Consider the following 21,278-nt stretch of genomic DNA (forward strand, 5'->3'; position numbering starts at 1 on the left):
GTAAGACTCCCACCTCAAGATGCAGAAAGAAGCAAGGAAGATAGGTAGGAGATCAACTGCCCGTAACAGCCTGATTGGTTCAACTAATAATCAGTGGGGGATGAAGAAAACCCCCACTGATTAAAGTTTCACTTTATAAAAATATATATTCTTGAAAGAATAATAGTATCAAACAATTTCCAGACATGTATAACAAAACAGCTAGCAAAAGCTAGCCGCTCTCCAAATAGAAGGGGGATTTATAGTAAGTCGTTTAATTAAAATTGTAACAAAATAGACCTTTTGTAAAGTGGAAGGTAATACATTAATAAGTATTGGAAATATACCTTGTGATAATTTAACAAATTTAAAAATCGAAGTAGCAGGTAGTGCGACAGATGACTTGAAAGGGCATATTGTTCAATAGAAAGGAGCTGTCCCATAACACCCTAAATTATTTTATGGACCATGATATATCATCAATGACTTTATAAATATAACTATACATGCGGTAAAAGAGATATTTTGGATCGTATTTTTGTTTCCATCTCATAAAAATCACCTCCCATACAAATCGTTTCATTATATTATACAGTTTTTAATTTGAATGTTAAGAAAATTTGATGTGAATTAAGGTGAATTTAAGCAAATAATTATTTGAAAGAGAGCCGGTGATTATATGAGAGATCGGATGTGCCCAGATTGTAATAAGATGGACTTAGTTGAAAAGAACCTTACAAAATGGAAGTGTCTCAAGTGCAGAGAGGAATTCACAACAAAAGAATTAAATGCAGGTATTGAATTGGATGAAGGAACTGGTGATATGTAATAAAATCCTTATTGAAATAAAAAATGACAGCTGAAATGTCAAGGGCGTATCAGCTGTCACTGAAATAGGTATTCATTTTTATTATTCGGTTTTTAGTTGGTATTTTTGCACTTATTTCTAGAAGAGTTCGTACCGAATATACCCCGATGAAAGTCGTAAAAAATTGTACTCCATGCCGCAAATGACATAATTACACTTCCTAATAATAAATTATTGTAACTATGTATTTCGTTACATATCAATTTATGAATGTAAGGTAGGCAAAAGATTAGAAAACTAAACAAAATCGCTATTTGAAAAAATACCAACTTAAATATTGCGTACATATATTTAAGCTGGAACAAAGAGATAAAGTTATTGTTTGTGTTTTTCCTCTTTATCAAGGAAAAATACGACGAATATCGCTAGGAGTATAGGAAACCAAACTTCGTGTGGCATATTAAAACCTCCTTAAAATGCATCTTTACTATATTTTACCATATATAAGAGTTTCGATGTAAGGAAACGAAAAAGATAAATTTATAACAAGAATGCTATTTTACAAAGAAAGCTAGGATTTCTCCTAGCATTAAAAAGGGAAAGAAGATATACAGGTAGAAAATCATCCATATAAAACATTCGTATACTCATGCAGAGGAGAGTCTTTAAGAAAGTCAAGAACCATTTCATTAAAGATATCTTTTTTCATTACATTCAATGGATCGAATGCATCTTGAAATAAAGCGAGCGTACTATTTGGTATATATTTGTGAATTGTTTTTCCTGCTTTTCCTTCATCAACGCCTGATACAACCTCTCCAGCTCCAGATAAAATTAAAGTGGGAGATTGAATGCGATGTAATAGTGAAGTGTGAACTGGGAATTTTGCTGTTTTCATCATTAATAACATTTTTTTGTCTATAGAAAATGATTCGCGAAGTATTTGTTGTGTGTAGGGTTCATTTTTGTATATTTTCATCATTAAATTAATAATCGTTGAATATGGTAATAGACTAAAAATGAAATTTGAAAGTTGAAGTACCCACTCAGAAGTTTTAGTTGGAAATTCACTATAGCTATTCGAAATGACTAATTTTTTTATATAGGAAGGATGATGAATGGCTACTAATGTTGCAAGAACAGCGCCTTGTGAAACGCCAATGATATGAAGTTGTGAGAGTCCCAGTGCATTTAAAAATGAAATGATATCAGATACGATTAAGTCATAATCATATACATTGTTTGGGAAGGTTTTTATTGATTCACCATGGCCTCGATAATCAAGAAGAATCATTTGGTATTCATCAGAAAATGACTCGATTTGTGGCTTCCACATTTTCCAAGATGCTCCACTTCCGTGTAAAAAAAGGATTGGTTGTCCTTGTCCGAAAGATTCATAATGAAAGTTACCATTATTTGTTTGAATAATCGGCATAAATAAGCCTCCTTTTAAATCAATTAAGCTATTACTATTTTTAAAAATACAATATCTGGAACATAGAATCAATATAACTTTGAAATATATACAGTTAAATATTTCAGAGTTATAAAAGGTTACTGCTTTAATTATGAGAAGAGTTTGCATACGTTTAATAAAAATTTCATTTAATAGAAAAAGGGAATAGGAGTGTGGAGGGGAGTGCTAAGACACCTCTAAAATTAGGATATAGATTAGCAAGTGGTATGCGAGTTATATTTATTTTGATGCATGTAAAATATGGGAGGTTTATTATGAAGCATAAAACAAAAGTAATATCCATTGCGGCTGTTTCTGGCGGAGGAAAAACCACTGTCACTAAAAAATTAACTGAAAAATTAAGGAACTCTATAGCTTTATATTTTGATGAATATGAATTTGATAAATGCCCAAATGATATTTGTCAATGGATTGATAATGGGGCGAACTATAATGAATGGATAATAACACCCTTCATGAAAGATGTCCACACTCTCCTTCATCATCAAACTTCACATCTAGATTATATCTTACTGGATTATCCGTTTGCCTATTTAAACAAGGGAATGCAAAAGTACATTGATTTAGCTGTATACATCGACACTCCTTTAGATATTGCAATGGCTAGACGGATACTAAGGGATTTTACTAAAAGTTCAATCGAGGATGTACAAGAGGATTTAATACATTATTTATCCAATGGAAGAGTGGCATATTTAGAAATGATAAATAACGTAAAGCCTAATTCTGACATAGTTATTGATGGTTCATTAAATTTAACGCTGATAGTTAATCAGATATTGAATGAGATAAGAAAAAGAGAATTCTTTTAGGGAATTCATAACAAGTTCAATTAACTATGATAAAGGGTTTGTTTCTGAGAAAGTATTAGAGAAAGAAAAGAACGCTTTAATCTAGGTAAGGAAAGATACTTTGCAAAATACTATTAACCGTATAAATAGTATAGAAGAGTAATATGATGGTTATAAAATTTCAGTTTTTCTAGTTGTTTCCTTTGTAGTTCATGAAAAATCATTCTACTCATGTTCCGTACCTCACTTATATTGTTGTCTCCGTTATAACGAAGTTTGCTCATAAAGATACACAAAAACTCCGAATCATGGACTTTTTTTAAGTGTCCGCGATTCGGGGTGCAGTTCAGGTTATAAAAAGAAGTTAGGAGTGAATTTTAGCTTTTCTTCTGTAATCATTCTTTGGTTTTTGTAAATTTAATAACATAAATTAATAAGCAAGTTGCTAGTAAAACTTGAAAAATCTTAGTCACTATACTAATAGTGGGATTAAAATCAAGACCTATTATAATATGAAGTACAGTATATATCCCAAAGAATGCAATTGCGTTTTGAAGAATTTTTTTCATATATGCATATCCTTTCTATCAAAGACAATTAAAATAGTAGTGTTACAATTGCCCTTGTAGCCATATTTGCTAACCATGCAGGATAACCTATCTTTTTGAGTTGTGTTGATATTGCAGTTGTAATGGTACCACTAAAGCCGATAACAATATTAAGAGTTTTTACAACTACAGTATAACTTAAATATCCTTTTAGTGCTTTCTTTTTATTCCATGAAATTGGCATTTGTCAACGTATTGTCTTACACTTCTATCCCAAGCAACTCTACCTATTCTATTAAGGTTTTCCAACATTTGCTTAGCTGCTACTTTTGCAGATTGGGATTTAATACCTAATGTTTTTATTTGGTGTTGAGTTTCTAGCTGTAATGATCACTATGGTAGTTCAGCTTGAATCCCATTGGCAATATCCTCCTCTGTAATACCATATTCTTGAATGTTCTCTGTAACTCTCGTAATTCTAAAATTTTTTGTGGTGTAAGTAGTTCCGCTTTATTTCCACTTTCAGCAGCTTTTGCTTCCTGGCATTGAAAGTAAGAGGTGCAGCAATATCAAATAAAAATATCCCCATCCAAACACTGCTAATTATTTTCTTTGTTTTTTGTTTATCAAGTTTTGATAGGAGGTTTTTTGTTCGGGATTGAAGAATTATGAAGAATTATATTATATTTAGTCGAATCAAGATAGGATAAGGGGGATGGCTTGTTATGAGCGCACATATAATAACCAAGGAACAAATCAGGCATTCATTAGACGCTTGGTACCAATCAATGTTAAAACAGGATTTTGTTCAATCAAAATTATTAAAAGAAGAAATTGATTCTAAAATTAATCATATCGAAGAAGATCAAAACATATGGTTTTACTATTCATTATTAAATTTTAGGCATAAAGTATTAATGGATAGCATGAATGTTTCTTATGATGAGTTTGATAAGATTGATTCTTTATCGATTCCTAATGATGCACATTTAACATACTATTATCATTTATTCAAGGGTATTCATTTAATGTTCATTTCAAATTACAATGATTCAAAAAAGCATTTTGAACAAGCTGAAGAATTATTAAAATATATGTCTCATCCAATAGAACAGGCTGAATTTAATTATAGAATTGCATATTTTTACTATCAGTCGTATGAGCCTTTACTATCGATTAACTATGCACGTGCAGCAAAAGAAGAGTATATAAAACATATAGGGTATGAAGTAAATATTGCTTTGTGTAACAATATATATGGAATGTCATGTTTAGATTTGAAGCAATATGAACAAGCCGAAGAAAATTTTACTTTAGCACTAGATGTATTTAAAAAATCAGGTATTGAAAGGTTTATTCTAATGGTTCGTCACAATTTAGGATGGTTATATGCGAATCAGAATCTTTCTAGCTCAGCTATTCGTCATCTTTTAGAAGTAATAAAGGGTAATCCAAACCACTTTAAAGCTATTTTTGTATTAGCACGTGAACACTATAAATTAGGTGAAACAAACATTGCAGCTGAACTAATTGAAAAAGGTTTAAATATATGTAATAAGTTGAAGAATAAGGAGTTTCAACAGCGTTTTATGATTTTGAAAGAAATGAATAAAAATGTTTCTAGTGCATTACTAGAACCTGTAATTTTAGAAGGAATTTCATATTTTGAAAGAGAAGGTTTATGGGATTGTATTCAAGAATATAGCGAGATATTGGCTTTGCAATTTTACAAAGAAGAAAATGACTCAAAGGCAAGTAAGTATTTTTACATCAATAATCAAGCGCGGAAAAAATATTTAGAAAAAGGAGCATTGAAATAATGAAAAAAAAGGGCATAATAATAAAAGGATTAGTAATTGCAGGAATTTTATCATTTGGTTTGAATCTTTCTTTAAGTACACAACAAGCAAGTAATGTTGGTGATGGTGGAGCTCCTGCAAGACCAGATTTAATGTTAAATATAAGCGATACTTGGTGATCTTCTAATATGGATGGAAATGGTGGAGGAATTGTAGCTAAAGAAAGTTAAGGGAGTTTACAGCGAAAGAAGAACGTTTACCCTTACTAAAAGACGTTCTGCTTCCCTATTATAGCTAGTAAAGAATATATACAAGTAAAATAAAAAATACCGGCTCTAATTGAAGTGCACCCCAATTGTGTCTAACAATTGGGGTGCACTTTTTATTGAGATATGGCGTCCTTTATGGTGTATTCTTTTTATCCTTTAAACCCAAATGTTGTTCTAAAGCTTCTACAAGTATTTCAGAGAAGTTAACATCTTGTTTAGATGCATATTCTTCCAACCAAGAAGGAAGTGTTACATTTTTTCGTTTATCCCGCATTAACGGGCAGTAAGACTCCCACCTCAAGATTCAGTGAGAAGCAAGGAAGATAGGTGGGAGTCTTACTGCCCGTAACAGCCCGATTGGTTCAACTAATAATCAGTGGGGGATGAAGAAAACCCCCACTGATTAAAGTTTCACTTTATAAACTGTTTTATCTTTTCTTCTTAATGGTGGCATCCAAACATCAATTAAAACAGCATATTCACCTTGTTCTAATTTTATATGTTCAATTGGTGTAGGGTTTGGAATCGAATCGTTATCTTCTTCCATACCAGATAAATGAAGTCCTAACGCTTCTCTACCTTCCTTTAAAGCATCTTCTTGTGTATCTGCATGAGAAGCGCAACCAGGAAGGTCTGGAAAGTAAATACCGTAACCATCTGCAGACTTTTCAAGAATAGCGGGATAAACGTAATAGTCTTTTTTCATAATTTGTTTTTGCAACGATTTCTTATATAATTAGGGAATCGAGGGTGGGATAGCCAACCCGCTTGCTTATAGATTGAGCGAAGTGTGCGTTTTGGAATGTTTCACAGTCACTCTGCCAACCTTGGAAGGATGTTTGAACTGATGGTGGCTGCCTTCAATGTTCACGAGAAACCATTCTTCCTTTTTTATTTCTTAATTACTTCCCTACTCGAAATCGTTACTACCTCCTTTCAACTTTCTGTAATGATTATAATGCGCATCAACAGAAAGGTATAGATTTCTTTGCTTATATATTAAGTATCCATAATGGATGCTTTTTCTTTGTTATATAGGAATTACATAACAAAATAATATAAACCTTATATATTTTTATGTGAGTTTAGTACAGTGTAGTGGAACAGATATGTTAATATGTGAATAATTGTGTTGTTCTGTAATAGCTCATATACCATGAGTTCCTCTAATCGTTAAGACGATTAGTGTGATTGAACAAAATGGACATTTGAATAGGTAATGCTTTCTTAAAATAACCTTAATTAAACTATAGGTTTAATAATACCCGGAAAATAAATGGTATAATTTTCTAAAATAGCTTAAATCAAGTTTTGTTTAGAAAAGGGGTAGATGGAAAATGTTTCAGAAGCTCAAGTTTTATTTCATGAGCATATTAATTAGTTCAATATTAGGTGGAATGATTATAGGTGCTAATTTCTTGGTCCATAACATTTATAATTTAGTTGCAGGTAAAGAATATCATTTTAATATGTGGTCTTCTATTATTATATTTAGTGTCGTATTTATTTCGGGTTTCTCGTACATGTTGAAGAAGGGGCCGGATATACTTGTTAATGATTAAACCAATAGCAATTCTCATAGACGCTGCCGTAATCTGGGTGGCGTCTTGTTTGTTATTAAGGAAAAAGAGGTAAGAACATGAAGAAAGAACAGTTCCGAAACGAAAAAGCAATGGACCGCTTCTTAAGTCGCGCAATTTGAAGAACTTAAAGCGTAAGTTATGAAATTTTGCGTATGGGAAGGACTAGCCCTCCATATGCGCAAAATCAATCTTTAGTAAGTACCGGAACTTCAAGGTATGAATTTTAATTTTAAACATATACATGTATAGAATTTATTTCTATAGACAAGGAGTGAGTGGGGTGAACAGGGTAGGGAAGGCTGATTTTGTTTCTGGATTTGTACCGAATCATAATCATGGGTCTGTAGATTATACATCTGTAGATGCAGGGCATGTACATCAATGTTTAGATGTATCTTCTCCCCCGATTCAAACGCAGGATGGACATGTACATTATACAGAAGGTTATGTTGTATTTGAGGATGGGCATACTCATTACTATAAAGCGTACTCAGGGCCGGCGATTCCAGTTGGAAATGGAATGCATGTTCATTATTATGATTTTTATACAACAGAAGATAATGGTCATAAGCATCGTATTAGAGGAGTAGACCAGCCTGCTCCGGGTAATAAATAGTTAAGGAAAGCTCGCTGAGGTGTGAACATTTTAAAACAATATATTTGGAAGTTTTTAAGTGGATGTTGAAAGGTATAGGAAATCATAACCTTTCATATATATCATGTCGGAATGGTGTTTTTAGGGGATAGGGGGGAATTTTTATGACGAACGGGGAACAACAATCGATTCCTGGTCATTTTGTTATGGATACGCAGAGGGCGATGTTACTTCCGCCAGAATTGAAAGCTGCACCTTCTGAATCATTAACAGAGCAATTATTTATTGAGAGATCGTTAACTGAAAATCGCTTTTGGCTAAGGATTATGAAGGAGCACGCACTTTTTCTTGGTGAAGGATTTAACCGAAAAGACACTAACTTAATTCAACAGGTGGATCAATTTTTTCATCTTTTTGATCGACATTTACAAAAAGCGTTTTCTATCCCTCAAACTGTTCAAGCAGTCAGGCAATTAAATGAAGAAAGTATCCAGCTCGTTTATGCATTTCGTAATTATAAAAGAAATCTTTTAATTTTAATTATTAATTGTAAAGTAAGTGGGTTTAACTTTCCGTTATTAGTAGATCATATTGCGCGAGAAGCAGAGTATTTTATACGAACACTTCAGAAATTTAATGAAGGGAAAATGGATCCAATTCAAGATGCGATCATTAGTGAAAATGTATTTTGGTTAAGAATTATGATGGAACATTCTCGTTTTATTGCCTCATTACTTGATCAATCAGAACGAAATTTAGTTCATACTGCTTTAAAATTTGGTGATGATTTCGAAGTTCTTCTTAGTCAAGCTAGAGATGTAGAATCAATGTTATATCAGAAACAACCAACATACCCGATTATCGGAAAAATGAATAAAGATAGTGAAAACGCTACAGTTGAATTGAGAAATTTCAAAAAAGCAGGATTGGAACTTATTCAAACATGTCAAATTCGAAATGTAATTAATCCGCTATTAGCGGATCATGTTGTAAGGGAGGCGGAGCATTTCTTATTTATGATTTATGTGTTAGAAGAAAGGTTGAAGCAAAAACAGATGCAACAGTCGATGGGATGAGGGGGATACCAGTATGAACGATATATAGTAAGAAATATACTTATCAGGAGCTTCTCAAAACATAAGTTTTTTAATATACAGTTACGAATAATATTTTAGTGAAAAACGGTAAGTCCTTCATTAAGGAATTATCGTTTTTTTTTTTTGAGGTGTTTTTTCGACCCATAATAGTGGTTATGCAACATTCCTGTAAAATAGTCAACAGTACCTTGTAATAAATAATAGTAAATGGTATATTATGGTTAATGCAAGTACCTTGCATTAAGTAGTACTGATAAAAAGGAGGATTGTCCTTGAACGTCCAGTTTAAGAAAGGTGTGCTGGAGCTTTGTGTACTGGCGCTTGTTAAAAGAAAAGATTGTTACGGATATGAACTTGTTCAAGAGATTTCTAATAAATTTTTAATATCAGAAGGTTCCGTTTATCCGTTGTTACGCCGATTAACAAAAGAGGGATATTTTCAAACGTATTTAAAAGAATCAACGGAAGGGCCGCCGCGTAAATATTATCAATTAACAAATCTAGGAGAAGAACAACTACATTTACTTGTAACGGAATGGCGTGATTTCGCTAAAGGGGTACAGGAAATTATTGAAGGGGTGTAATGATATGAATCAAGAGCAATTTCTTCAGGAATTATCAACACATCTTAGAAAGCTACCAGAAGAAGAAAGAAGAGATATTTTATATGACTATGAGGAACATTTTCGATTTGGGTTAGAGGAAGGGAAGGCAGAAGCAGAAATTATAAAGGGACTTGGCTCGCCAAAAGCGATTGCAAAAGAGATGTTAGCTTTATATCGTTTTGATGAGATGAAAAAAGATCCGTCTGCATCAAATATAACAAGAGCTGTTACGTCGGTAGTTGGGCTTAGTTTATTAAACTTCATTATTGTATTAGGACCTTTAATCGCAATGATAAGTTTTATATTCTCACTGTGGATTGGAGGGATTTCCTCCGTTATAGCACCATTCCTAGTCGTGATTAAGATACTAACTGGCACTTTTTTATGGCTTGATATATTTGTTTCCATTACACTTTTTGGGGTTGGATTGTTAGTATGTATCGGTGCTTACTACTGTACAAAATGGTTTAAAAATCTTTGTATACGCTATGTCAATTGGAATCTCAAAATGATTAGAGGGGAAAAATAAGATGAAAAAAATAATGTTGGTAGCCATTGTTTGTATTGTAGTTGGTATTATTGGTATATCACAAACATATTCGAAGATGGTAGATGCGGCGGAGCAGAAAGAAACGGAAAAGGTTATAAAAAGTGAGGTAATTAAAAATGTAGAAATTGATTTAGATGCTGGGGATATTGTGATTCAAAAAGGAAGTAACTCTTCTTTCTATGTGAAACAGTCAGGGGATATCGAAAAACAAAGAGTGAGTGTTAATGAAGAAGGAGATACATTAAAAGTAAAAGGAAAAATGAAAGAAGGATTTTCATTTGACGTTTCATTTTTATTTTCTAGAATTGAAACGTCAGAGCTAACAATTGTTGTTCCGGAGCGCTCTTATCAAAAAATAAAAATAAGGTCCTCTGCCGGTGATCTTACAGTAAGTGACGTGAAGAGTGAACGTGTAGAAGCCTTAACGCTTGGTGGAGATGTTGAAATGGATCGAGTGACAGCAAAAACAGTAGAAGGTTCTTCAAAAGCAGGAGAAGTAAAAATGAAAAGAACGAGCGGTAAAGTCGTTGCAAAAACAGCTGCGGGAGATGTAGAGGTTATGGGTCATGATGCAAAGTACGATTTAGAAGCAAGTTCAGAAGCGGGGGACATAGACATTCGTTTACTTGAGAAGCCTCAGAATGCAGTTGTGAGCGGTAAGACGTACGCGGGAGAAGTGGAGATTTTTCAAACAGAGGACAGGAATGTCACATTTGGCGATGGTAGTGTGAAAATCACGGGAAAAACAGCTGCGGGGGATGTTAGCATTCAAGTGAATGAAACATAGACAAATGAAAATCATTTTCGTTTTATAAATGGAAAGGAAAGAACGTTAAAACGTGACTGTTCATGCAAAGTACAGATTTTTAAGGAAGGTGCTAGAGAAGTCACATTGAGAAATGACGGTGTGCAAATTGAGAGGAAAACAGCTATGGACGATGGTATAATTAAAGTACATTAAAAAATAGACCATTTTGGTCTATTTTTTAATGTAAATCACGATATACACCAATTACTTTTCCGATAACAGAAACTTTATTTAAAATAATTGGTTCTAAAGAAGAGTTTTCTGGTTGTAGACGGAAGTGATCTTTTTCTTTATAAAAACGTTTAACAGTTGCTTCATTATCTTCTGTTAGAGCGACGACAATCTCACCATTGTTTGCAGAATGTTGCTGACGAACAACAACTAAATCTCCATCAAAAATACCAGCTTCAATCATACTATCTCCAGATATTCGCAGCATGAATACTTGATCAGCTCCAGCAACGATACTTGCAGGGAGTGGAAAATGTTCTTCCACACTTTCTATAGCTGTAATCGGTAAACCAGCTGTAACTTTTCCGACAATTGGTACTTGAACAACAGATTGTGTGCCTGTTTCGATTCTTTCTTCTCCTAAAATTTCAATCGCTCTCGGTTTCGTTGGATCGCGTCGAATATATCCTTTCTCTTCTAGACGTGATAAATGTCCGTGCACTGTAGAACTAGAAGCAAGGCCGACTGCTTGACCAATTTCACGTACGGAAGGCGGGTAACCTTTTTCCTGTACTTTCAGTTTAATGAAGTCGAGAATGTCTTGCTGGCGTTTCGTTAACTTTTCCATTTTTTAACACCTCGTTTTCTTTCGTTTTTCTTATTCATAAGTATACCATGTGAAAAAACATTCTACAAACATAAGTTCGAATATATGGAGGATTTATGCTAAACTAATAAAAAATCAAAAAGAGGAAGAGGGTTTCAAATGAATGCAATCATTTATGCTCGTGTAAGTACAACGAAAGAAGCGCAAGAAACATCATTGGCACGTCAAAAAGATGAATTGTTGCATTTAGCTGAGCGATATCAAATGAATGTTATAAAGGTGGTTGAAGAACAAGCAAGTGGTTATACAATTGAGCGTGAAGGAATATTGGAAATATTAGACATGATAAGAGAGGATCAAATTGAGGTACTTCTTATTCAAGATGAAACAAGGCTTGGCAGAGGAAATGCGAAGATTGCTTTAATGCATTGCTTACATAAAGAAGGAGTAAAAGTATATACGCATACACATAACGGTGAGTTGCAGCTGTCTGATTCTGATTCAATGGTACTTGACATTATTGGTATCGTTGAAGAGTATCAAAGAAAAATTCATAACTTAAAGATCAAACGTGGCATGAAAAGGGCGGTAGAAAGAGGATTTCGACCGGAGAAAAATTTGAAAAACCGACATTTGAGTACGGGGCGTGAGAAAAAAGAAGTGCCGATTGAGGAGATTGTTCGTTTGCGCCGTAATGAATTAACTTTTGAAGAGATTGCCGCAACACTTCGCGGATTTGGATATGATGTTTCTAAAGCTACCGTGCATCGCAGGTATGTGGAATATACGAAGCAATTGCTTGATAAACAAGACTAACTATTGTATGATAATAATCAGTTTTTAGTAGAAAGGGGATTCGAGATGCTAAGTCACGAACTCATTGAACGTATTAACTTCTTAGCGAAGAAAGCGAAGAATGAAGGTTTAACTGAAGAAGAACAACGGGAACGTCAATCGCTCCGTGAACAATATTTAAAAGGGTTTCGTCAAAACATGTTAAACGAATTAAAAGGAATTAAAATTGTGAATGAAGAGGGGAAAGATATTACCCCGGCGAAATTAAAAGCGTTAAAAAAGCAAAATAATGCAAAGCTAAATTAAAAGATGGGACAAGCCCATCTTTTTTATTTTCATAGAAATATATAGTGGTGTAGTTTCTTTTGCTCTTCATTTTATTACCATCCAGTTATGATTGAGAGTTGCTTCCACCGTTTTTCTTTCCAATATATAGTTTGCAATGATTTCAGACATATCAGTCGGTATGTCTTTTATAACCGGTTTATTTTGATACATAAAGTAGTTCCCGCCACCGCTTGCCCGGTAGTTATTCATAACAACATCATACTCATCCGTAAGCGAAAGAGGCTCTCCATTGTAATGTAAGGAAACAACTCTTTTCCCAATTGGTTTTGAAATGTTTAGTATGTATGAAATACCTTCCCACATATCATAATTATAATGTTGTGGCTTTGGCTTAATATAGGCAGGGTTTACAATAATATCTCCGTTTTCATTCAATGAGAAATATTCAGCAGATCGTTCAAGCGCTTCCAGAATATCTTGTCCTGTAATGCGAATGACTTTTAATGTGTTTGGATAAATGTAATTAGAAACAATATCGCGCATTGTAATCTCATTTGGGAATCCGGGAGACGCATTGTGAAATAAACTTGTACAAGAAATATCAACTTCAGCTACGTCCATTTGTACTGTATTGATAAATTCGATAAAAGGATGATCCTGTAACCGAACTTGCATCGGATCATGAATTTTCATATCACCAATAATTGTACCAATTGGTTGATCGAGCCATTTTTGCGTTCGCTCTTCATAGTCAGATACGAGTGAAAGTAATGTATTGTCTGCTGGAACACCTTCTACAGATAGTAGTTCAGAACGACATGTTTTGATGATCCATCGACTATTATTTTGTTCCAATTCTATTTGAACTTTCCCTAATGAATGGCCATTACATCCAGGTTGTAACACAGTTACACCATTTATTGTTTCGTTTTCGATGAAGCGGTGTTGATGACCAGTTAGTAAGATATCGATTCCCTCTATTTCATGACACATAGCAAAACCTTGATTTTCCCCTGTTAAAGCTTCCGTTGGCTCGCCGGACTGTAAATCTCTTTCAAATCCACCGTGATAAGCTACAACTAATACATCAGGTGCTTCTTGATTATGAATAAAAGAAACCCATTTTTTTGTTGTTTCTAATGCGTCTTCAAATTGTAAATCTTGAATATGATGTGGTTGCTCCCAATTTGGAATGTAATGTGTTGTAACTCCTAAAATAGCGATTTTTATATTTGGTTCGATATGCTTGATCATATAAGGCTTCCCAAAATAAGTTTTTTTTGTCCTTTTATCTAAAATATTTGCACAGAGATAAGGCATATTAGCATGTGAGACTGCTTTATTTAGTATGTCCATTCCGTAATTAAACTCGTGATTTCCAATAATGGCTGCATTATAGTGAATGTAGTTAGCAAGTATTGTCATCGGATGATCTTTATCGCTTTCGTAAGTGGCATAGTGGTAAGTAAACGGTGTCCCTTGAATGAAGTCACCGTTGTCAATTACGATGACATGTTCATGCTGCGAACGCTCCTGTTGGATACGTGTTGCAATTTTCGCTAATCCAATTTCTGCTGCTTCGTTATTTCGGTAATGAAGGGGATAAACGGTTCCATGTACATCGCTTGTAAGTAGAATATTGATCTGTACAGTATGTTGTTCTTTCAATCTCAATCATCCTTTTATATTGTTTATACATTTATCATAACAAATAAATATAAATACGATTGTATATAATGTTTAGAATATGTAAAGATTCTGTAAATAATACTCTGTGTTGGGAATTTTATGGTATATTTCTACGTGTTTACAGCTCGTCATTTTATGAATTAAGAAAATGGAGGATTTCTACATGTTAAAAAAAGTTTTCATGATGGGGGCGACAGCCATACTAGCAGCTAGTCTACTAAGCGGTTGTGGGACAAAGGAATCAAGTGCAACGAAGGGTGAAGAGAAGAAAAAAGGATATGTACCGAAAACATTAAATGTTCAGTTTGTTCCTTCACAAAATGCAGATACGTTAGAGGCGAAAGCGAAGCCGCTTGAAAAGCTGTTAAGTGATAAGCTCAATATTCCTGTTAAAGTTAGCGTTTCCACGAATTACAATACGATTGTCGAAGCAATGGCATCTAAACAGGTAGATGTAGGCTTTTTACCACCAACTGCCTACGTGTTAGCACATGAGAAGAAAGCAGCCAATGTCATATTACAGGCGCAACGATTTGGAGTAGACGATGAAACAGGTCAACCTACAAAAGATTTAGTAGACTTTTATAAATCTGAGTTTGTCGTGAAGAAAGATTCAAATATTAATAGTATTAAAGATTTGAAAGGGAAAAAAATCGGATATCAAGATGTTACATCTTCTGCGGGATATGTTTGGCCAGCGGCAGTTTTAATGAAGGAAAAGATTGATCCATTAAAAGATGTGAAACCAGTTACATTAAAAGGGCATGATCAGTCTATTATTGCTCTTTTAAACGGTGATGTTGATGCGGCAGTTGTATTCCAAGATGCTCGTAATATTGTTAAAAAGGATGATCCAGATGTATTCGATAAGACAAAAATTATAAAGTTCACTGAAAAAATCCCAAACGATACAATTGCGGTGCGCTCTGATTTAGATGCAGAATGGAGCAAAAAGCTACAAGATGCCTTTATTGAAATTGGAAAAGATGAAGAAGGGCATAAAATTATAAAGGAAGTCTATTCACATGAAGGGTATGTCAAGTCTGATGACAGTAAATTTGATATCGTTCGTGAATATGGAAAGAAAGTGAAAACACAGTAACCGAATAGGTAAACTACAAATTTTGAATGGCCGACTAACGAAACTGTAACATAGTTTTTTGTTAGTTAGCCGTTTTTCTGTTTCGTAAAACAAGTAGAAAGTAGGTAAGACGTGTGATTGAGTTTCGAAATGTTTCGAAAATATATCCGAATGGTACAAAAGGTTTGAATAAGATCAACATAAAAATTCATAAAGGCGAATTTGTTGTTATGGTTGGGTTGTCTGGTGCAGGGAAATCGACACTCCTTCGTTCTATTAATCGGCTGCATGAAATTACAGAAGGTGAAATCATCATTGATGGACAATCGATTACGGAGGCAAAAGGAAAAGAATTACGACATATGCGCCGGGATATCGGAATGATTTTTCAAAGTTTTAATCTTGTAAAAAGGACTACCGTGTTGAAAAATGTGTTAGCTGGGCGCGTTGGGTATCATTCAACATTGCGTACCATATTGGGACTATTTCCAAAAGAAGATGTAGAACTTGCATTTCGAGCGTTAGAGCGGGTGAACATTTTAGAAAAAGCATATACGCGTGCTGATGAGTTATCAGGCGGGCAACAGCAACGTGTTTCAATCGCACGAGCCTTGGCACAAGAAGCAAAAATTATTTTAGCTGATGAACCAGTTGCGTCCCTAGATCCGCTTACTACAAAACAAGTAATGGATGATTTAAAGCAGATTAATAAAGAGTTTGGGATTACTACAATTGTAAATTTACATTCTATTGAATTAGCGAGGGAATATGCAACGCGGATTATAGGATTGCATGCAGGGAAAATCGTATTTGACGGGACGGTAGAGGAAGCGACGGATGAAACATTTGCTGAAATTTATGGATCTTCTATTGCGCGGCATGAATTGTTAGGGGGGGCGGCCAAATGAGAGATATAGCAATGGCTCATACAAAAGCAATTCCGAAGCCTCCGAGGAAGTTAAAGCACATATTCACAGTTATTTTAATGATTGTATTACTTTGGGGTAGCGGCATACAAGTAGATGCATCTTTTACGAAACTTGTAACAGGTTGGCCGAATATGATCGATTTATTAAAGGAAATGGTGCCCCCAGATTGGAGCTACTTTCAGGTCATTACGACTGCTATTTTAGAAACAATTCGCATGGCTATTATTGGTACAACTTTAGGAGCTATTCTTTCTATTCCACTTGCTTTATTAGCAGCCAATAATGTGTTTGCAACTGCTTTTTTATATGGCCCAGCTCGGTTTGTGCTAAATTTTATTCGGACGATACCAGATTTATTATTAGCAGCCATCTTTGTTGCGATTTTTGGAATTGGTCCGCTTCCAGGAATTTTCGCTCTTATCTTTTTTTCAGTTGGGATTATTGCAAAATTATTGTACGAATCAATTGAAGCAATTGATCTAGGTCCGTTAGAAGCGATGACAGCTGTAGGAGCGAATAAAATGCAGTGGATTGTATATGGGGTGATTCCACAAGTAATGGCGCAATTTGTTTCTTATGTATTATATACGTTTGAAGTAAATGTACGAGCAGCAGCTGTTTTAGGGTTAGTTGGTGCGGGTGGTATCGGATTATATTATGACCGTACACTTGGTTTTTTACAATATCAACAAACGTCTTCTATTATTATCTATACACTTGTTGTTGTATTGTTAATTGATTATATAAGTACAGTATTACGGGAGAAATTATGATGAACAAACCTACAATGATTGTGCCAAAACCGAAGAAAATGAGTTTATATCGTTGGATGATCTTTATTGCATTGACGCTCTTATATATATGGGCATTTTCAGGAATGCCGATCGAGGGGATAAAGGATACAGCGGGACAAATTACAAAAGCGATTTTATCTGGAATCGTGAATCCAGATTGGGCATATGTCTCGTTACCAGATGGTGAAGATTTATTGCACGGTTTAGTAGATACGTTAGCAATTGCTATATTAGGTACGTTTGTGTCTGCTTTTCTTTCCATCCCATTTGCATTTTGGGCGGCTAAAAATATGAGTGCAGGGAAAGGAATGTCATCAGCAGGAAAGTTTGTACTTAGTTTTATTCGTACATTCCCTGAATTAGTTATGGCACTGCTATTTATAAAAGCAGTGGGCCCAGGGTCTTTCGCAGGTGTTTTAGCATTAGGATTACATTCTATCGGTATGCTAGGAAAGTTGTACGCAGAGGGAATTGAAAATATAGAGAAGGGGCCTATTGAAGCCTTAGTTGCGAATGGAGCAAATCGCTTTCAAATACTTTGGTATGCGGTATTACCGCAAGTATTACCCGACTTTTTATCTTATACGCTCTATCGTTTTGAGATTAATGTCCGATCTGCGGCGATTTTAGGCGTTATTGGAGCAGGCGGAATAGGTACACCACTTATTTTTGCATTAAGCTCAAGAAATTGGCCGAGGGTAGGAATCATTTTACTTGGAATTATTATTATGGTAATCATTATTGATTTTCTTTCAAGTTCAATGAGAAAACGAATTGTATAGGATTCGTATATCTATTGTTTCATTATGCGGAAACAATAGATATTTTTATAGGATAGACAAAAGAAAGGTGAAAAGATAAAAAATGAAGTAATAAAGTATTTATGTATAAATATACGGATAATTTATTTTATTTTTAATATAAAAACAATGAAAAAGTATGACAGATTGAATGCCCATACATTTAGAGAATTACGTTTTTTTTTATAAAAAAACAAAAAAACATCAACATATTTGTCGATACATGTTGTATAATCTTGCGTGGGAAGCTATCATATAAATGTATAAAACGTTTACTAATATAAGCGAAGGGAAGAATAGCATGTCACATTCAATCGAACAACTTTCTATCAACACGATTCGCACATTATCCATTGATGCGATTGAAAAAGCAAACTCTGGTCACCCAGGAATGCCAATGGGTGCAGCACCAATGGCTTATACATTATGGACTAAATTTATGAAACATAATCCAAATAACCCAACTTGGTTTAACCGTGATCGTTTCGTATTATCTGCAGGTCATGGTTCTATGCTGTTATACAGCTTACTTCATCTATCTGGTTATGATGTAACAATGGATGATTTAAAGAACTTCCGTCAATGGGGAAGTAAAACACCAGGACATCCAGAATTTGGTCATACACCAGGTGTAGATGCAACAACTGGTCCACTTGGACAAGGTATTTCAACTGCTGTTGGGATGGCGATGGCAGAAAGACACTTAGCAGCGAAATATAATCGTGATGCGTACAATGTTGTCGATCATTATACATACGCAATTTGCGGTGATGGTGATTTAATGGAAGGCGTTTCTGCTGAAGCATCTTCGTTAGCAGCACATTTAGGATTAGGACGACTCGTTGTATTATATGATTCTAACGATATCTCATTAGATGGTGATTTAAATCGTTCATTCTCTGAAAGTGTAGAAGATCGCTATAAAGCATACGGATGGCAAGTAATCCGTGTTGAGGATGGCAATGATATTGAAGCAATTGCAAAAGCAATTGAAAGCGCGAAAGCTGACGAAAAACGCCCAACGCTAATTGAAGTAAGAACAACAATTGGTTTCGGTTCTCCAAACAAATCAGGAAAATCAGCTTCACATGGTTCTCCGCTTGGTACAGACGAAACAAAATTAACAAAAGAAGCATACGCTTGGACTGCACAAGAAGATTTCCACGTACCAGCAGAAGTATATGAAAACTTCCGTAAAACAGTGCAAGATGTTGGTGAAACAGCACAAGCTGAATGGAACACAATGTTCGGTGAATATGCAAAAGCATACCCAGAATTAGCAAATGAATTACAAATGGCGATGAAAGGTCTTCTTCCAGAAGGTTGGGAACAAAATCTACCAACTTATGAAGTAGGATCAAAAACAGCAACTCGTTCATCTTCAGGTGCTGTTATTAATGCAATCGCAGAAGCTGTACCATCATTCTTCGGTGGATCTGCAGACCTTGCTGGTTCTAACAAAACATATATGAATAACGAGAAAGATTTTACAAGAGCTGATTACAGCGGTAAAAACATTTGGTATGGTGTACGTGAGTTCGCAATGGGTGCAGCAATGAACGGTATCGCACTTCATGGCGGTTTAAAAACTTACGGTGGTACATTCTTCGTATTCTCTGATTACTTACGTCCAGCAATTCGTCTTGCCGCATTAATGCAATTACCTGTGACATATGTATTCACGCATGATAGTATTGCTGTTGGTGAAGATGGTCCAACACATGAACCAATCGAACAATTAGCAGCTCTTCGTGCGATGCCGAATGTTTCTGTTATCCGTCCAGCTGATGGTAACGAATCTGTAGCGGCTTGGAGATTAGCTTTAGAATCTACAAGCACACCAACGGCATTAATTTTAACTCGTCAAGATCTTCCTACATTAGAAGGTGCAAAAGAAGATACTTATGAGAAAGTGTCAAAAGGTGCATATGTAATTTCTGCAAGCAAGAAAGAAACAGCTGATGTAATCTTACTTGCAACTGGATCTGAAGTAAGCTTAGCAATTGAAGCGCAAAAAGCGTTGGCAGCAGATGGTGTAGATGCAGCTGTTGTCAGCATGCCATCTATGGATCGCTTTGAAGCGCAATCTGCTGAATATAAAGAATCAGTATTACCAAAAGCAGTAACAAAACGTTTCGCAATCGAAATGGGTGCTACATTCGGATGGCATCGTTACGTTGGTCTTGAAGGCGACGTATTAGGTATCGATACGTTTGGTGCATCTGCTCCTGGTGAAAAGATTATGGAAGAGTACGGATTCACTGTAGAAAACGTTGTACGTAAAGTAAAAGAAATGCTTTAATAGCTTTGAAAAATCTCTCCGATATGGAGGGGTTTTTCTATGTAAATGACTGAATTCGACAGAAAAAGTTTTTTCTTTTTCCGTAGTCAGACAATCATTGCACATATTCTTCTATATAATGTAGAGAAAAAGATTGTCCAGATCGGGAGGAGAAAAATGAAAACGTATGAATTGTATTTAATTCAAGAAGATATTGCGAAGACATACTTTGGTCGTGAATCTTTGCTTTTTGATTTATTTGTTCGATTTTCAGAATCTGAATCCCTTTCGGAAAAGAAAGTACTATATAAGCAGATGATGTATATTACGACGCCTTTACAAGTCATAAAAATTCATCATAAATTGGAACAAGCTTTACACCATTTAGGGAAATATAATAGAACATATCATACACATATGCTGTATATAGGGACGGAATACGGAGAAATAATCGTGAAACCACAATACATTCGAATGAATACCTCTGGAAATGTTTCAATGGAGACAACTTTTTTTGAGGTGCTCAGAAAATGTGAATTAACATTTTTAGCAATGGATTATGAAAATAAGAAGTATGGTTGGCTAAATCCTCTCAAGCAAGCACGAACATATGTATAAAAAAATGTCGAATATCATCTTGTCTTATTGAAAAGGTTTTAGTACACTGTAAGGTAGACAACATGAAGGAGGAAAATATATGCCAATTTGGTCAGGTATTCTAGTTGGTGTAGTAGCATTACTAGCAGGCGTAGCGTTAGGATTTTTTATCGCTCGTAAATATATGATGAACTACTTACAAAAAAATCCACCAATTAATGAACAAATGTTAAAAATGATGATGATGCAAATGGGACAAAAACCGTCTCAAAAGAAAATTAATCAAATGATGAGCGCGATGAACAAGCAAATGAAATAAGCGCTAAAAGGACATCCG

The 21,278-nt window shown here is 34.7% G+C and carries 26 protein-coding genes; 19 read left to right on the forward strand and 7 right to left on the reverse strand.

Annotated elements, in window-relative coordinates:
* Positions 1 to 658 precede the first annotated feature (658 nt).
* The gene (locus MR063_RS18955; protein WP_242200746.1) at positions 659 to 808 is read left to right on the forward strand and encodes a hypothetical protein; all 150 of its coding nucleotides are present in this window, start codon (positions 659 to 661) and stop codon (positions 806 to 808) included.
* A 601-nt stretch (positions 809 to 1,409) separates the two neighbouring features.
* Here the strand turns inward: MR063_RS18955 and MR063_RS18960 are convergent.
* Complete coding sequence (locus MR063_RS18960; protein ID WP_242200748.1) at positions 1,410 to 2,222, reverse strand: alpha/beta fold hydrolase; 813 nt, start codon at positions 2,220 to 2,222, stop codon at positions 1,410 to 1,412.
* A 296-nt stretch (positions 2,223 to 2,518) separates the two neighbouring features.
* On the opposite strand from MR063_RS18960, the gene MR063_RS18965 reads away from it, so the two are divergent.
* Positions 2,519 to 3,076 (forward strand): nucleoside/nucleotide kinase family protein, encoded by a 558-nt coding sequence (locus MR063_RS18965; RefSeq protein ID WP_242200750.1) that lies wholly within the window; start codon positions 2,519 to 2,521, stop codon positions 3,074 to 3,076.
* A 576-nt stretch (positions 3,077 to 3,652) separates the two neighbouring features.
* Here MR063_RS18965 and MR063_RS18970 read toward each other — a convergent pair.
* Positions 3,653 to 3,847 (reverse strand): hypothetical protein, encoded by a 195-nt coding sequence (locus MR063_RS18970; protein WP_242200752.1) that lies wholly within the window; start codon positions 3,845 to 3,847, stop codon positions 3,653 to 3,655.
* Between the two features lie 481 nt (positions 3,848 to 4,328).
* On the opposite strand from MR063_RS18970, the gene MR063_RS18975 reads away from it, so the two are divergent.
* The gene (locus MR063_RS18975) at positions 4,329 to 5,423 is read left to right on the forward strand and encodes a Rap family tetratricopeptide repeat protein (RefSeq protein ID WP_242200753.1); all 1,095 of its coding nucleotides are present in this window, start codon (positions 4,329 to 4,331) and stop codon (positions 5,421 to 5,423) included.
* Positions 5,423 to 5,581, forward strand: a complete 159-nt coding sequence (locus MR063_RS18980) for a Phr family secreted Rap phosphatase inhibitor (protein WP_242200755.1) — start codon at positions 5,423 to 5,425, stop codon at positions 5,579 to 5,581. Before MR063_RS18975 ends, MR063_RS18980 begins: the two co-directional genes overlap by 1 nt.
* 223 nt (positions 5,582 to 5,804) lie before the next feature.
* Here the strand turns inward: MR063_RS18980 and MR063_RS18985 are convergent, their stop codons facing one another.
* The 3 genes from MR063_RS18985 to MR063_RS22240 all read right to left on the reverse strand — a co-directional run bounded on the left by MR063_RS18985 (position 5,805) and on the right by MR063_RS22240 (position 6,542).
* Positions 5,805 to 5,945: a hypothetical protein gene (locus MR063_RS18985; protein WP_242200758.1), complete on the reverse strand. Its 141-nt coding sequence runs from the start codon at positions 5,943 to 5,945 to the stop codon at positions 5,805 to 5,807.
* Between the two features lie 129 nt (positions 5,946 to 6,074).
* Positions 6,075 to 6,392, reverse strand: coding sequence for a type II toxin-antitoxin system HicB family antitoxin (locus tag MR063_RS18990; RefSeq protein ID WP_242200761.1), 318 nt, complete (start codon positions 6,390 to 6,392; stop codon positions 6,075 to 6,077).
* 51 nt (positions 6,393 to 6,443) lie between these two features.
* The gene (locus tag MR063_RS22240; RefSeq protein WP_396021862.1) at positions 6,444 to 6,542 is read right to left on the reverse strand and encodes a type II toxin-antitoxin system HicA family toxin; all 99 of its coding nucleotides are present in this window, start codon (positions 6,540 to 6,542) and stop codon (positions 6,444 to 6,446) included.
* A gap of 466 nt (positions 6,543 to 7,008) precedes the next feature.
* Here MR063_RS22240 and MR063_RS19000 point away from each other — a divergent pair, with 466 nt between their 5' ends.
* The 6 genes from MR063_RS19000 (at position 7,009) to MR063_RS19025 (ending at position 10,888) form a co-directional block, all read left to right on the forward strand.
* Complete coding sequence (locus MR063_RS19000) at positions 7,009 to 7,233, forward strand: hypothetical protein (protein WP_242200763.1); 225 nt, start codon at positions 7,009 to 7,011, stop codon at positions 7,231 to 7,233.
* 301 nt (positions 7,234 to 7,534) lie between these two features.
* The gene (locus tag MR063_RS19005; protein ID WP_242143478.1) at positions 7,535 to 7,870 is read left to right on the forward strand and encodes a YmaF family protein; all 336 of its coding nucleotides are present in this window, start codon (positions 7,535 to 7,537) and stop codon (positions 7,868 to 7,870) included.
* 143 nt (positions 7,871 to 8,013) lie between these two features.
* A complete protein-coding gene (locus MR063_RS19010; RefSeq protein WP_242200765.1) occupies positions 8,014 to 8,925 on the forward strand; it encodes a DUF2935 domain-containing protein in 912 nt (303 codons plus the stop codon).
* A gap of 293 nt (positions 8,926 to 9,218) precedes the next feature.
* Positions 9,219 to 9,530 carry a PadR family transcriptional regulator gene (locus MR063_RS19015; protein WP_242200768.1) on the forward strand — a complete coding sequence of 104 codons (312 nt, stop codon included), beginning with the start codon at positions 9,219 to 9,221 and terminating at the stop codon, positions 9,528 to 9,530.
* Positions 9,531 to 9,534: 4 nt separating this feature from the next.
* Positions 9,535 to 10,080 carry a DUF1700 domain-containing protein gene (locus MR063_RS19020; protein WP_242200770.1) on the forward strand — a complete coding sequence of 182 codons (546 nt, stop codon included), beginning with the start codon at positions 9,535 to 9,537 and terminating at the stop codon, positions 10,078 to 10,080.
* 1 nt (position 10,081) lies between these two features.
* Positions 10,082 to 10,888, forward strand: a complete 807-nt coding sequence (locus MR063_RS19025; RefSeq protein WP_242200772.1) for a DUF4097 family beta strand repeat-containing protein — start codon at positions 10,082 to 10,084, stop codon at positions 10,886 to 10,888.
* Positions 10,889 to 11,087: 199 nt separating this feature from the next.
* Here MR063_RS19025 and lexA read toward each other — a convergent pair whose 3' ends face one another.
* Positions 11,088 to 11,708, reverse strand: coding sequence for a transcriptional repressor LexA (lexA, locus tag MR063_RS19030; protein WP_242200775.1), 621 nt, complete (start codon positions 11,706 to 11,708; stop codon positions 11,088 to 11,090).
* Between the two features lie 138 nt (positions 11,709 to 11,846).
* Here lexA and MR063_RS19035 point away from each other — a divergent pair, with 138 nt between their 5' ends.
* The gene (locus MR063_RS19035; protein WP_242200777.1) at positions 11,847 to 12,503 is read left to right on the forward strand and encodes a YneB family resolvase-like protein; all 657 of its coding nucleotides are present in this window, start codon (positions 11,847 to 11,849) and stop codon (positions 12,501 to 12,503) included.
* Positions 12,504 to 12,548: 45 nt separating this feature from the next.
* Positions 12,549 to 12,788: a DUF896 domain-containing protein gene (locus tag MR063_RS19040; RefSeq protein WP_242143471.1), complete on the forward strand. Its 240-nt coding sequence runs from the start codon at positions 12,549 to 12,551 to the stop codon at positions 12,786 to 12,788.
* A gap of 66 nt (positions 12,789 to 12,854) precedes the next feature.
* Here MR063_RS19040 and MR063_RS19045 read toward each other — a convergent pair whose 3' ends face one another.
* Complete coding sequence (locus tag MR063_RS19045; RefSeq protein ID WP_242200780.1) at positions 12,855 to 14,438, reverse strand: bifunctional metallophosphatase/5'-nucleotidase; 1,584 nt, start codon at positions 14,436 to 14,438, stop codon at positions 12,855 to 12,857.
* A gap of 184 nt (positions 14,439 to 14,622) precedes the next feature.
* Between MR063_RS19045 and MR063_RS19050 the strand changes: the two genes are divergently transcribed.
* From MR063_RS19050 to MR063_RS19080, 7 genes are all read left to right on the forward strand, one after another.
* On the forward strand, positions 14,623 to 15,561 hold the full coding sequence (locus MR063_RS19050) for a phosphate/phosphite/phosphonate ABC transporter substrate-binding protein (protein WP_242200783.1): 939 nt from the start codon (positions 14,623 to 14,625) through the stop codon (positions 15,559 to 15,561).
* 113 nt (positions 15,562 to 15,674) lie between these two features.
* The gene (gene phnC, locus MR063_RS19055) at positions 15,675 to 16,448 is read left to right on the forward strand and encodes a phosphonate ABC transporter ATP-binding protein (RefSeq protein WP_242200784.1); all 774 of its coding nucleotides are present in this window, start codon (positions 15,675 to 15,677) and stop codon (positions 16,446 to 16,448) included.
* Entirely contained in the window at positions 16,445 to 17,242 is a 798-nt protein-coding gene (phnE, locus tag MR063_RS19060) for a phosphonate ABC transporter, permease protein PhnE (RefSeq protein WP_242200787.1), read from the forward strand. Before phnC ends, phnE (MR063_RS19060) begins: the two co-directional genes overlap by 4 nt.
* Complete coding sequence (gene phnE / locus MR063_RS19065) at positions 17,242 to 18,045, forward strand: phosphonate ABC transporter, permease protein PhnE (RefSeq protein ID WP_242200789.1); 804 nt, start codon at positions 17,242 to 17,244, stop codon at positions 18,043 to 18,045. The genes phnE (MR063_RS19060) and phnE (MR063_RS19065) overlap by 1 nt, the downstream gene beginning before the upstream one ends.
* 319 nt (positions 18,046 to 18,364) lie before the next feature.
* Positions 18,365 to 20,365 carry a transketolase gene (tkt, locus tag MR063_RS19070; protein ID WP_242200791.1) on the forward strand — a complete coding sequence of 667 codons (2,001 nt, stop codon included), beginning with the start codon at positions 18,365 to 18,367 and terminating at the stop codon, positions 20,363 to 20,365.
* A gap of 156 nt (positions 20,366 to 20,521) precedes the next feature.
* Positions 20,522 to 20,962 carry a sporulation inhibitor of replication protein SirA gene (gene sirA, locus MR063_RS19075; protein ID WP_242200793.1) on the forward strand — a complete coding sequence of 147 codons (441 nt, stop codon included), beginning with the start codon at positions 20,522 to 20,524 and terminating at the stop codon, positions 20,960 to 20,962.
* Between the two features lie 79 nt (positions 20,963 to 21,041).
* A complete protein-coding gene (locus tag MR063_RS19080; protein WP_012094776.1) occupies positions 21,042 to 21,260 on the forward strand; it encodes a YneF family protein in 219 nt (72 codons plus the stop codon).
* Positions 21,261 to 21,278 lie beyond the last annotated feature (18 nt).

The organism is Bacillus cereus group sp. BfR-BA-01492 (genome assembly GCF_022662815.1).
GTDB classification, from domain to species: domain Bacteria; phylum Bacillota; class Bacilli; order Bacillales; family Bacillaceae_G; genus Bacillus_A; species Bacillus_A cereus_BD.

What these genes read in the sequence shown, in the direction of transcription:
- phnE (WP_242200789.1), top strand. Translation starts at nt 17,242, where the DNA reads ATGAACAAACCTACAATGATTGTGCCAAAACCGAAGAAAATGAGTTTA.
- phnE (WP_242200787.1), top strand. Translation starts at nt 16,445, where the DNA reads ATGAGAGATATAGCAATGGCTCATACAAAAGCAATTCCGAAGCCTCCG.
- MR063_RS18970 (WP_242200752.1), bottom strand. Translation starts at nt 3,847, where the DNA reads ATGCCAATTTCATGGAATAAAAAGAAAGCACTAAAAGGATATTTAAGT.
- lexA (WP_242200775.1), bottom strand. Translation starts at nt 11,708, where the DNA reads ATGGAAAAGTTAACGAAACGCCAGCAAGACATTCTCGACTTCATTAAA.
- MR063_RS19050 (WP_242200783.1), top strand. Translation starts at nt 14,623, where the DNA reads ATGTTAAAAAAAGTTTTCATGATGGGGGCGACAGCCATACTAGCAGCT.
- MR063_RS19040 (WP_242143471.1), top strand. Translation starts at nt 12,549, where the DNA reads ATGCTAAGTCACGAACTCATTGAACGTATTAACTTCTTAGCGAAGAAA.
- MR063_RS18980 (WP_242200755.1), top strand. Translation starts at nt 5,423, where the DNA reads ATGAAAAAAAAGGGCATAATAATAAAAGGATTAGTAATTGCAGGAATT.
- MR063_RS18955 (WP_242200746.1), top strand. Translation starts at nt 659, where the DNA reads ATGAGAGATCGGATGTGCCCAGATTGTAATAAGATGGACTTAGTTGAA.
- tkt (WP_242200791.1), top strand. Translation starts at nt 18,365, where the DNA reads ATGTCACATTCAATCGAACAACTTTCTATCAACACGATTCGCACATTA.
- MR063_RS19000 (WP_242200763.1), top strand. Translation starts at nt 7,009, where the DNA reads ATGTTTCAGAAGCTCAAGTTTTATTTCATGAGCATATTAATTAGTTCA.
- MR063_RS19020 (WP_242200770.1), top strand. Translation starts at nt 9,535, where the DNA reads ATGAATCAAGAGCAATTTCTTCAGGAATTATCAACACATCTTAGAAAG.
- MR063_RS18965 (WP_242200750.1), top strand. Translation starts at nt 2,519, where the DNA reads ATGAAGCATAAAACAAAAGTAATATCCATTGCGGCTGTTTCTGGCGGA.
- MR063_RS19035 (WP_242200777.1), top strand. Translation starts at nt 11,847, where the DNA reads ATGAATGCAATCATTTATGCTCGTGTAAGTACAACGAAAGAAGCGCAA.
- MR063_RS18985 (WP_242200758.1), bottom strand. Translation starts at nt 5,945, where the DNA reads ATGCGGGATAAACGAAAAAATGTAACACTTCCTTCTTGGTTGGAAGAA.
- MR063_RS18960 (WP_242200748.1), bottom strand. Translation starts at nt 2,222, where the DNA reads ATGCCGATTATTCAAACAAATAATGGTAACTTTCATTATGAATCTTTC.
- sirA (WP_242200793.1), top strand. Translation starts at nt 20,522, where the DNA reads ATGAAAACGTATGAATTGTATTTAATTCAAGAAGATATTGCGAAGACA.
- MR063_RS19080 (WP_012094776.1), top strand. Translation starts at nt 21,042, where the DNA reads ATGCCAATTTGGTCAGGTATTCTAGTTGGTGTAGTAGCATTACTAGCA.
- MR063_RS18975 (WP_242200753.1), top strand. Translation starts at nt 4,329, where the DNA reads ATGAGCGCACATATAATAACCAAGGAACAAATCAGGCATTCATTAGAC.
- MR063_RS19010 (WP_242200765.1), top strand. Translation starts at nt 8,014, where the DNA reads ATGACGAACGGGGAACAACAATCGATTCCTGGTCATTTTGTTATGGAT.
- MR063_RS19025 (WP_242200772.1), top strand. Translation starts at nt 10,082, where the DNA reads ATGAAAAAAATAATGTTGGTAGCCATTGTTTGTATTGTAGTTGGTATT.